Origin of the sequence: Acetonema longum DSM 6540 (assembly GCF_000219125.1) — a bacterium.
GTDB lineage: Bacteria > Bacillota > Negativicutes > Sporomusales > Acetonemataceae > Acetonema > Acetonema longum.
On the sequence record NZ_AFGF01000234.1, the window covers coordinates 103,852 to 115,823 of the forward strand.

Here is an 11,972-nt window from a genome sequence, read left to right on the forward strand (position 1 = left end):
AGCAATGTACCGGAATAGGTAAATACAGCATTGGAAGTGGACGTGTAAATAATAAATCTATTACATATAACAGGAGGCAATAATATGGGAGAAGTAACGAAAGACACCATGACAGCAGAAGCGAGGCTTGTTGCTGCCGTCAATCTTCAGCCGGTAGACCGGGTTGTTTGCGCGCCGATTATCGAACAATACGCCGGACAGTTTGCCGGTATTACCAATAAAGAGTATATGTGGGACTGGGAAAAGGCGATGGCGGCTACGGAGAAGGTTTGGCAGGCCTTCCCTGTTTGGGACAGCAACGCGTATATGCTGCACGGCCGCTATGCGCCGGTCGGTCAAAAATGCGGGCCCGGACGGCTGAAAATGCCGGGCAGGGAGCTGGGCGACAACGCCCAGTATCAAATTGTGGAGTTTGAAGCCATGTTGCGTGAGGATTATGCCCTGGTCAAAGAGAAAGGGTTCATGGAATACCGGCTGACCTTTCTGGAGCGGGTCCACCAAGTCAGCCGGGAGGAAATAGCGGCTGCCCAGAAAGAAATGGCCAGGCTGCGGCAGGATGAGATCGACCATACCCTTCGGCGTGGTCAGAGCCTGACTTGGGGCGCCATCATGGGTGTCATTCCCTTTGACGGTTTTTCCATGATGCGTTCGATGGATAAGTTCTACAAGGATATGTTCCAAATAGGGGATCAACTGGAAGAACTGCTGTGGATTGTAAACGACGCGGTTATTGCAGGCTGCGAAGCGGCCGCCAGGCTGACCGGCAGCAACCGGGTATTTGTCGGCGCAGTCCGCGGGGCCGGCCAGTTTATCTCCGCAAGACACTTTGACCGGTTTGTCGGCCCATACATGAAAGTCATGGTCGAAAAGCTGGGGGAGAAAAACATCGTACCGATCCTGCACTGCGACGCCGACTGGACAAAAAACCTGGAATTTTTCCTTCAACTGCCAAAGGCCAAGTTTGTCCTCGAACTGGACGGCGCTACCGACATATTTAAAGCCTATGAAATTTTGAAGGGCCACTGCGCCATCAAGGGGGATGTGCCGGCGGCGCTGTTTACTGTTGCCTCGCCCGGTGAGCTGGATGACTACGCCAAAAAATTAATCAGTACATTCAAAAACGGTGAAGGGTTAATATACTCCTCAGGCTGCAACCTGCCTATGAACGCCAGACACGAAAACGTGAAAGCTTTTTTTGATGCTGTGGACAAATACGGCCGCTACAACTAATCCATGCGCAGAATTTACTTTTTGGGTCTGGTCTAGTTTGTTTATAATGCAACTGTCTCCTCCGTGGGAAGAACGCCTGCCTGACCAGAGAGTGTTTGGCAGGCGCTGTTTTTGTCCCGGCAGTTTGCCGTTTATTCGTCCCCGGCGGCCAACGGTCTGATATTCTGATATTTACTTTCATTGACAAGGCCGCCGGTATTGGCTGGTTGACTGCACTGCGCAAAAAAGGCTGCAAATTACCCCGTACAATTGTTCGATATTCATGGAGGAATCAGATATTCTATGGTATAATAAATAAGATTCATTAAATAATAATTTTTTAATGATAGTGAGGATTGCAGCGTGAAAGATAAGATTATCGTTAAAGGCGCCAGACAACATAACCTGAAAAATATTGACATAGAGATACCACGGGACCAATTGGTGGTCATTACCGGCCTGAGCGGCTCCGGCAAATCCTCATTGGCCTTTGATACCATCTATGCCGAAGGGCAGCGGCGCTATGTGGAGTCTCTGTCAGCTTATGCCCGCCAGTTTCTCGGCCAGATGGACAAGCCGGATGTAGACTATATCGAGGGCCTGTCCCCGGCCATTTCTATCGACCAGAAAACCACCAGCCGCAACCCCCGTTCCACCGTGGGTACGGTCACTGAGATCTATGACTACCTGCGGCTGTTGTTTGCCCGGGCTGGCCGGCCCCACTGCCCCCAGTGCGGCAAGCCTATCAGCCAGCAGACTGTAGAGCAGATAGTGGACCAGCTCATTACTTTGGGGGAAGGCGCCCGCCTGACCATTCTGGCGCCTTTGGTGCGGGGCAAGAAGGGCGAGCATGTGAAGCTGCTGGAAGAAGCCCGCAAGGACGGCTATGTTCGGGTAAGGGTGGATGGCGTCATCCGTGAACTGAGCGAAGAAATCCAGCTGGAAAAGAATAAAAAGCACACCATTGAAGTAGTGGTGGACCGGATTGTGATCCGGGAAGGCATCAATCGTCGTCTGGCTGATTCACTGGAAACCGCTCTTAATTTGAGTAAGGGGATTGTCAGTGTCGTAACCGGCGGCGGCAAAGAAGGGGAAGAATCGAAAGAGCTGATGTTCAGCCAGAACTTTGCCTGCGTGGATTGCGGCATCAGCCTGCCGGAGATCACCCCCCGCATGTTTTCCTTTAATAATCCCTACGGCGCCTGTCCGGACTGCACCGGCCTGGGCAATAACCTGGAGCTGGACCTGGCCCTGGTGATCCCTGACGGCAACAAAGCCCTGATTGACGGGGCGATTGAACCTCTGGGGAAAAATTTGAATTCCTGGTTTATGTGCCAGCTGGACGCTTTCGTGGCTCAACACGGTCATTCTCTGAATGACGCCTGGAACGGCCTGCCGGAGGACATGCGGCATCTGATCCTCTGGGGGGATGAAACCCGGAAGTATACCTTTACCTATGAAAACATGTACGGCGAGGAAAAAACCTATCACAGCACCTTTGAAGGGGTTATCCCCCTGTTAAACCGGCGCCACCGGGAAAGCAGCTCCGACTGGAGCCGGGATGAAATCGAAGAATACATGAGTTCCAAACCCTGCCCCACCTGCCGGGGAGCCCGGCTCAAGCCGGAAGTCCTGTCGGTGCTGGTGGGGGGCAAAAATATTTATCAGGTTACCTGTCTCACCGTCAGCGAGTGTCAGGCCTTCTTCACTTCCCTGGAACTGACCCAGCGGGAGCAGACCATTGCCTATCAGATTTTAAAAGAAATCCGGGCCCGCCTGGGCTTTCTCATCAATGTAGGACTGGATTACCTGACATTGGACCGGGCTGCCGGTACCCTGTCAGGGGGAGAGGCTCAGCGGATCCGGCTGGCCACCCAAATCGGCTCCGGCCTGGTGGGAGTGCTGTACATCCTGGACGAGCCCAGTATCGGCCTGCATCAGCGGGATAACAACCGTCTGCTGGATACTCTCAAAAAGCTGCGGGATGTAGGCAACACCCTGCTGGTGGTAGAACATGATGAAGACACCATGCGGATGGCCGATCATATTATCGATATCGGTCCTGTGGCCGGAGCTGGCGGCGGCCGCCTGATCGCTCAGGGTACCCTGGAGGATATCATGGCAACGCCGGAATCCATCACCGGCCAATACCTGTCCGGCAAACTGCGGATACCGCTGCCCCAGGTCCGGCGCAAGCCCAACGGCAAGTGGCTGGAAGTACTGGGCGCCCGGGAGAATAACCTGAAGGGTCTGAATGTGAAATTCCCTTTGGGCGTGTTTACCGCCGTCACCGGCGTATCCGGTTCAGGCAAAAGCACCCTGGTCAACGAGATCCTGTACAAGGGACTCGCCCACCGTTTGAACGGCAGCAAGGCACGGCCCGGCGATCACGACCAGATCCGGGGCATGGAGCACATCGATAAAATCATCGATATTGACCAGTCCCCTATCGGCCGCACTCCCCGCTCCAATCCGGCCACTTATACCGGCCTGTTTGACCTGATCAGGGAAGTGTTCAGCCAGACGCCGGAAGCCAAGATGCGCGGTTACAAGCCGGGCCGGTTTAGCTTCAACGTCAAGGGCGGGCGCTGCGAAGCCTGCCGCGGCGACGGCATCATCAAGATCGAAATGCATTTCCTGCCGGACGTATACGTGCCTTGCGAGGTCTGCAAAGGGGCCCGCTATAACCGGGAAACACTGGAAGTGAAATACAAAGGCAAAAGCGTTGCCCAGGTGCTGGATATGGTGGTGGACGAGGCGGTAGAATTCTTCGCCAACTTCTCCAAACTCAGCCGCAAACTGCAGGTTTTGCAGGATGTGGGCCTGGGCTACATGAAACTGGGCCAGCCGGCCACCACTCTGTCAGGGGGCGAGGCCCAGCGGGTCAAGCTGGCTACCGAACTGGCCCGGCGGGCCACCGGCAAAACCCTCTACATCCTGGATGAGCCCACCACCGGCCTGCACATGGCCGATGTCCACCGCCTGCTGGAAGTCTTGCAGCGGCTGGTAGACGCCGGCGATACCGTGCTGGTCATCGAGCATAACCTGGATGTCATAAAAACCGCTGACTATGTGATCGACCTAGGGCCGGAAGGGGGCAACCGGGGCGGCACGGTGATCGCCAAAGGCACACCGGAAGCAATCGCAGCCTGCGAGGACTCCTATACCGGGCAGTTTTTGCGGCCTCTGCTGCCGCAAGCCACCGGCAAGACCAAAAACCGCAAAACCAAATCAGCCTCGACTGAAACCAAGGCCGCCGGAGGGGTGCCTTCATGATCGAAACCGCGGTCCCTGTGGCGGAAAAGCTGGTTCACCTGCCTGACAAGCCAGGCGTATACCTGATGAAAAACAGCCAGGGGAAAATCATCTATGTAGGCAAGGCCGTCAACCTAAAAAACCGGGTCCGCTCCTACTTTCAATCCAGCCGCAATCATTCCCCGAAAGTTTTGTCCATGGTCAGCCGCATCGCTGACCTGGAATATATCATTACCGCCTCCGAGCTGGAAGCCCTGATCCTGGAATGCAACCTGATCAAGCAGCACCGGCCCAAGTACAATATCAGCCTGCGGGATGATAAAACCTACCCCTATATCAAAGTCACCCTGGGGGAGGACTATCCCCGCCTGTACATCACCCGCAAAGTGGCTAAGGACGGCTCCCGCTATTTTGGCCCCTATACCAATGTGGGCGCTGTCCATGAAACCCTGGGGCTGATCAAAAAACTGTTTCCCCTGCGCAGCTGTAAGAAACTGGATGCCAACCGGCCTTGTCTGCAGTTTCATATCAGGCGCTGCCTGGCCCCCTGTACTGGCAAGGTGGACAGCAAAACCTACCGGGAAATGATTCAGTCAGTGTGTCTCTTGCTGGAGGGACGCAGCGACACTGTGGTCAAAGAGCTGCGGCGTCAGATGCAGACTGCCTCCGGGAACCTTGAATTTGAGCGGGCGGCTAAGCTGCGGGATCAACTTATGGCCATTGAACAGGTAACCGAGAAACAAAATGTGATCACCGGCGCCGGCGATCAGGATGCCATCGGCCTGGCCCGCTCAGCCTTCGGCAGCTGCGTCCAGGTTTTTTCCATTCGCAGCGGCAAGCTCATCGGGCGGGAATACTTTTTCCTGGCTAATAGCGAGCACGAAGAGGACGATGCTCTGCTGACGGCCTTTATCCAGCAATATTACAACCAGGCAGGCTTCATCCCCCGGGAAGTGCTGCTGCCCCTGGAACTGGCGGAACAGGAACTCCTGGCGGAGTGGCTGACCGGGCTCAAAGGCGGCCGGGTTGCCCTGGAGATTCCCAAACGGGGCACCAAGAAGGACATCGTGAACATGGCGGCCGGCAATGCCGCTATTGTGCTGGAGGAGCAGGCCGCCAGACTGGCCAGTGAAGTCGCCCATACTCAGGGGGCTGTGACCGAACTGGCTGAGTATCTGTCCATACCGGCGCCGGAGCGGATTGAGTGCTACGATATCTCCCACATCCAGGGGGCTGAAACTGTGGCTTCCATGGTGGTATTTGAGGGGGGTCTGCCCAGCAAGAACGAATACCGGCGCTACAAACTGCGAACCGTGGAAGGAAAGCCGGATGATTTCCGTTCCATGCGGGAGGTTCTGAGCCGCCGTTTCCGGGACACGGAGGGTGTCCTGCCAGGGCTGGTCATTATCGACGGCGGCAAGGGCCAGTTGTCTTCGGCGCTGGAAATCATCCGGGGCCAAGGGTTGACCATGCCGGTAGTGGGGCTGGCCAAGGAATTTGAGTATATTTTCCGGGAGGGCATCAGCGATCCTCTGATTCTGCCGCGTCACTCCCAGGCGTTGTATTTGGTGCAGCGGATCCGTGACGAGGCCCACCGTTTCGCCATCACCTATCACCGTAAGCTGCGGTCCAAACGGAACATGGTCTCGGTGCTGGACCATGTGGAAGGCATCGGTCCCAAGCGACGCAAAGCCCTATGGGATCATTTCGGCAGCCTGGCTAAGATCAAAGCCGCCACAGTGGAAGATTTGGCCTCCGCCCCCGGCATGACCCAGCCGGCGGCGGAGGCGGTGCATGCCTTTTTTCGGCGGAAACCCGGGGAATAAGAACTATTGACTTTTTTATGCATAGATCGGCAAAATATTGCAATACTAACTATGTAAAGGGTCTGTAATGGTTGAGCCAAGAGTGGTATCGGGTCGTGAGGCTCGGTATCATTCGGCCAAAGATTGGCGTTGGGTCTGAAAGGGTTCGGCGTCAGTCGGCGGGCAGATCGTTATTTGTCTTGTAAGGCTGTACGGCAGCCCAACTGTTGTCGTGTGGTCAAAAGGGATGAGTGGCGGTCGAGCTAAGACTGTCAGGGGCGCCGGAAGTTTCCGGAAGCTTATGATTACGGGTCTGTTGCAGTCGGGAGATTGCAGCAGGTTCGTTAGGGGTCTTGGGCAGTCGAGCAAAGGTTCATGTCGGTTGTGTAATGCTTGTGCGTAGGCGAAAGTTTGCGTATAGGTATGTAATGATCGGCATGGGCTGTAGCGTAGATCATTGCGGGCTCTTTACGTAAGGGCTCTGAACAGCAGAGCACTTGACAGGCGGTCTTTTCCACGATACGGGAGAGGCCGTTTGTTTATTTTGCCGGCAGAGTTCACGGATTTTGCCAGAAGAACCAGCGCATAGCCGGCTATTAAATTACCATACTAAATAGTGTAAGGGGTTCGTAATGGTTGAGCCAAGAGTGATATCGGGTTGAAAGGCTCGGTGTCATTCGGCCAAAGATTGGCGTCGGGTCTGAAAGGGTTCGGCGTGAGTCGGCGGGCAGATCGTTATCTGTCTTGTAAGGCTGTACGGCAGCCCAACTGTTGTCGTGTGGTCGAAAGGGATGGCTGGCGGTCGAGCTAAGACTGTCGTGGGTTCCGGAGAGGTTTATTCCGGAAAACCGTTTAGGAAGGGTCTGTTGCAGTCGGGAGATTGCAGCAGGTTCGGCAGGTATCCGCGGCAGTCGAGCAAAGGTTTGTGCCGGTTGTGTAATGCTTGTGGGTAGTCGAAAGATTGCGTATAGGTATGTAATGATCGGTATAGGCTGTAGCGTAGATCATTGCGGGCTCTTTACCGTTACATAAAAAGATGCTTGCATCTTGGGGTTAAGAGGAAAGTAAGTCACTTTTCGGATAACCAGAGGGAGCTTTGAAATAGTAGGAATCCGAAAAGTGATACTTTCTGAGTCTGCATGCATAGGCCACGGTAAATGCCAGGAGGCAGGTACTGCGGTTTATTTTTTTGCCGCTAAAAATGCCGAAACTTTTTCTATAGTCAGGAATTTTCCCCTTGCGGTATAATATCATACAGGCGGACAAGCTCCGCTGGCTGCCGGCGGCAGTTCCGGACCGGCCGCTTAAAAGACGATGAGGTGACTTGACCGTGAACCTGCCAATCGAATCCACACTGCCGTCTATAAAAACAGCGCTGGCGTCCGCCTCCAATCTTGTATTGACTGCACCGCCCGGAGCCGGCAAGACTACCCGTGTTCCTTTGGCTCTCTTGGAGACACCCTGGCTGGCGGGACGCCGTATCCTGATGCTGGAGCCCCGGCGTCTGGCGGCCCGGGCAGCGGCCCGGTACATGGCGGCTTGCCTGGGGGAGCCGGTAGGCGAGACTGTGGGCTACCGGGTCAGATTAGAGACCCGGGTGAGTTCCCGTACCCGGATTGAAGTGGTGACCGAGGGGGTTTTGACCCGGCTGCTGCAGGCTGATCCGGCTCTGACCGATACAGGCATCGTTATTTTTGATGAGTTTCATGAGCGCAGCCTGCAGGCCGATCTGGGACTGGCCCTTTGTCTGCAGGCTCAGGAAGTATTAAGGCCGGATCTCAGACTGTTGGTGATGTCGGCTACCCTGGACGCCCAACCGGTGGCGGCTCTCATGGGCGGCGCAGCCGTTCTGGCGAGCCAGGGCCGGAGTTTTCCGACAGAGACGATTTATTGCAAAGATAAGATAGAAGGACGCATTGAACCGGCAGTGGCCCATACAGTGATTGAGGCGCTGAGCCGGCACAGCGGCGATGTGCTGGTGTTTTTGCCCGGAGAGGCGGAAATCAGACGAGTGCAGGCCCGGCTTCGGGAGATAGGGCTTGGCCCTGATGTCCGGCTTGCGCCCCTGTACGGCAATCTCCCATCGGCGGCTCAGGACCTGGCCTTACTGCCCTGTCCGGCCGGTGAGAGAAAGGTTGTGCTGGCCACGGCCATTGCCGAGACCAGCTTGACGGTAGAAGGAGTGCAGGTGGTGGTCGACAGCGGACTGATGCGGGTGCCCCGGTTTTCACCCCGGACCGGCATGACCCGGCTGGAGACCATAGGAGTTTCCCGGGCTGCGGCGGACCAACGGCGGGGCCGGGCCGGCCGATTGGGACCGGGGGTGTGCTACCGGCTGTGGACGAAGGAGGCGGATGCCCGCCTGGAGTCCAGCGCCAAGCCGGAAATACTGGAGGCCGATCTGGCGCCTCTGGCTTTGGAATTGGCGGCCTGGGGCGCAGCGGAGCCTGAAATTCTGCGCTGGCTGGATACACCGCCGGCCGGAGCCTTCAGCCAGGCCCGGCAGTTATTGAGGCGGCTGGGAGTTTTAGATGCCCAGGGAGCCATCACTTCCCACGGACAGAGCATAGCCGAACACGGCCTGCATCCCCGGCTGGCGCATATGATTCTGACTGCCATCCCTCACGGGCTGGGGAGTCTGGCCTGTGAATTGGCGGCTCTCCTGAATGGCCGGGATGTATTCGGCAGGACCGGCCAGCCGGATGCCGACCTGCGGCTGCGGCTGGAAGCAGTCCGCCGTTTTAAGGGAAAGGAAGGGGCAGGAAGGGATTCCGGCGAGATGGAGGCCGGCCAGCGGCGGGTGCTGGCTGAAATCCGCTATTGGCGCAGAAAATTTGCCATTCCGGCGGCGGAACAGGCGGATATCAGCGCCTGCGGGGCGGTATTGGCCATGGCTTATCCTGATCGGATTGGCCAGAAGCGGGAGAATGACCGTTTTCTCTTAAGCAATGGACGAGGCGCTTATTTTGCCTCGATTCAGCCTCTTTCCCAGGCGGCCTGGCTAGTAGCAGCCGAACTGGACGATCAGGGGCCGGAAAGCCGGATCTTGCTGGCGGCGCCCGTGGAGTTGGTGGATTTGCACCGTTATTTCGCCGGGGTCATCCGGGAGGTCACGTCGATTGTTTGGGACCGGACAGTTCAGGCGGTGCGGGCGCGCCAGGAAGTGAGACTGGGAGCTTTGGTCCTGAAGGATATCCTGCCGGACCGTCCGGAACCGGCGGCGGTTCAGACAGCCTTGCTGCAGGGAATCTCCCAGGAAGGGCTGGCGATTTTGCCCTGGACCAAGACAGCTTGCCAGTACCGGCAGCGGCTGCAGTTCATGCATTACCAGGACCCTTCCTGGCCAGACGTTTCCGACGCCGCCCTGGAGTCGGCGCTGGCCGACTGGCTGGGCCCTTATGTATACGGCATGAGCAAAGCCTCTGACCTGCAGCGCCTGAATCTGACGGCTATTTTGGAAAATCTTCTGACCTGGGAACAACGCCGTGAGCTGGAGGAGGCTGCTCCGGCCCGGATGGAAGTCCCCAGCGGCCAGAAGATTGCGGTGGATTACTCCGATCCGGCCTGCCCGGTGATGGCTGTAAAGCTGCAGGAACTGTTCGGCTTGGCCGAAACGCCCCATCTGGGCGGGGGCAAAGTCCCTCTGACCCTGCACCTGTTATCGCCGGCCCAGCGGCCGGTCCAGGTGACCCGAGACTTGGCTAGCTTTTGGCGGGAGACGTATTTTGCCGTCAAAAAAGATCTGATGGGGCGCTACCCAAAACACTATTGGCCGGAAGATCCGTGGAAGGCGGTACCAACCCACCGGACTCGCCCTCGGGGGGATCGTTGAGAAGGGCCCATCTGCGTCGTTTGCTCCTGCGGGCGCGCGCTTGCCGTACCCTTGCGAACGTACTGTCTGCGCGCGCGTCCTCGTCACACTATCAGAATTGTGACTTTTCGGAAGAGAGGTAGTAGCAGATGTCTTCTCATAAGCCGAAAAGTCACCTAAATTCTTCAGTATGGCAACGCAGGCGTTGCTTTTACCTAGCATCTGAACCCTTTTGAACGATCCCTGTTTCGAGGCTGAAGATGACTTTGGGGCAGTATTCTTTACAGAACTATACCTTTTAAGCTACAATAAAGGGGCATTTGTAAAAATATCACGCAGGAGCGGGAGCAACGATGAGCGTATTAACTGTAGAAAATGTCACTCACGGCTTTGGCGGCCGTCAGATTTTAGAGAATGCCTCTTTCCGGTTGTTAAAGGGAGAGCATGTGGGACTGGTGGGAGCTAACGGGGAAGGAAAATCCACCTTTCTTAACATTGTCACCGGACAGCTTATGCCGGACGCAGGCAAGGTGGAATGGTCAAACCGGGTTACGGTGGGCTATCTGGACCAGCATGCCGTCCTGGCCAAGGGCAAAACCATCCGGGATGTTCTGCGGGAAGCTTTTCAGCAGATGTATGACCTGGAGGCCGAAATGCTGTCTATTTATGACAAAATGGGAGACGTCTCACCGGAGGAACTGGACCGACAAATGCAGGACGTGGGCGAGATCCAGGAAATGCTGGAGCATGGCGGCTTTTATATGATTGATGCCAAGATTGAAGAAATAGCCAACGGCCTGGGCCTGGGGGAAGTCGGCCTGGACCGGGATGTAACCGACCTGAGCGGCGGCCAGAGGACCAAAGTGTTGCTGACCAAGCTGCTGCTGCAGAATCCCACGATATTAATCCTGGACGAGCCTACCAACTATCTGGATGTGGAGCATATCGAATGGCTCACACGATATCTTAGGGACTATGAAAACAGCTTCATTCTGGTTTCTCATGATATTCCTTTCCTCAATGCGGTGGTCAATGTTATCTACCATGTGGAAAACACCGTACTGACCCGTTATACCGGCGACTACGAACAGTTCCAGCAAATGTACGCCGTGAAAAAGAGTCAGGAGCAGCGGGCCTATGAGCGCCAACAGCAGGAAGTCGAGAAAATGGAAGACTTTATTGCCCGCAACAAGGCCCGGGTGGCCACCCGGGGCATGGCCAACAGCCGGCAGAAACGGCTGGATAAGATGGAGATGCTGGAAAAACCGCGGGAAAAGCCCAAACCGGTATTCCAGTTCCGGGAAGCCAGGACACCGGGCCGGTTTGTGGTGGAAGCCAAGGATCTGGTGCTGGGCTATGACGAACCTCTTACCAAGCCGGTGAATATTGCCCTGGAACGGGGCCGCAAGGTGGCCATACGGGGCACTAACGGCCTGGGAAAGTCCACTCTGCTAAAGACTATTTTAGGGATCATTCCGCCGGTTTCCGGTCAGGTGACTCTGGGCGATTACCTGCAGCCAGGCTATTTTGAGCAGGAGTCCAGCCGTCATAACAGCAGCACAGCCCTGGATGAGGTCTGGAACGAATACCCCGGCATGACCAACTTCGAAGTCCGGGCCGCCTTAGCCCGCTGCGGTCTGACCACCGAGCATATCACCAGTCAGATGATGGTCTTAAGCGGCGGGGAAAACGCCAAGGTGCGCCTGTGCAAGCTGATGCTGAAAGATGTAAACTGGCTGGTACTGGACGAACCTACCAACCATTTGGATGCAGAGGCCAAAGCTGAGCTCCAGAGGGCTCTCAGGGAGTATAAAGGCACCGTGCTGTTAGTTTCCCATGAACCGGATTTTTACGCCGGCTGGGTGACGGATGTTTGGAATGTGGAGGAATGG

At 56.1% G+C, this 11,972-nt stretch carries 5 protein-coding genes; all 5 read left to right on the forward strand.

The annotated features are described in order from the left end of the window. Nucleotides 1-84: 84 nt before the first annotated feature. Nucleotides 85-1,230 carry a uroporphyrinogen decarboxylase family protein gene (locus ALO_RS18090; RefSeq protein ID WP_004099007.1) on the forward strand — a complete coding sequence of 382 codons (1,146 nt, stop codon included), beginning with the start codon at nt 85-87 and terminating at the stop codon, nt 1,228-1,230. Between the two features lie 342 nt (nt 1,231-1,572). Then, nucleotides 1,573-4,485 (forward strand): excinuclease ABC subunit UvrA, encoded by a 2,913-nt coding sequence (gene uvrA / locus ALO_RS18095; protein WP_004099010.1) that lies wholly within the window; start codon nt 1,573-1,575, stop codon nt 4,483-4,485. Next, on the forward strand, nt 4,482-6,290 hold the full coding sequence (gene uvrC, locus ALO_RS18100) for an excinuclease ABC subunit UvrC (RefSeq protein ID WP_004099011.1): 1,809 nt from the start codon (nt 4,482-4,484) through the stop codon (nt 6,288-6,290). The genes uvrA and uvrC overlap by 4 nt, the downstream gene beginning before the upstream one ends. Before the next feature lie 1,309 nt (nt 6,291-7,599). Next, entirely contained in the window at nt 7,600-10,101 is a 2,502-nt protein-coding gene (gene hrpB / locus ALO_RS18110; RefSeq protein ID WP_040293812.1) for an ATP-dependent helicase HrpB, read from the forward strand. 332 nt (nt 10,102-10,433) lie between these two features. Continuing rightward, on the forward strand, nt 10,434-11,972 hold a 1,539-nt coding region (locus ALO_RS18115), incomplete at its 3' end, for an ABC-F family ATP-binding cassette domain-containing protein (protein WP_004099014.1).

Bases quoted from the DNA above. Each gene is read 5' to 3' on its own strand.
- ALO_RS18090 (WP_004099007.1), top strand. From the start codon at position 85: ATGGGAGAAGTAACGAAAGACACCATGACAGCAGAAGCGAGGCTTGTT.
- uvrC (WP_004099011.1), top strand. From the start codon at position 4,482: ATGATCGAAACCGCGGTCCCTGTGGCGGAAAAGCTGGTTCACCTGCCT.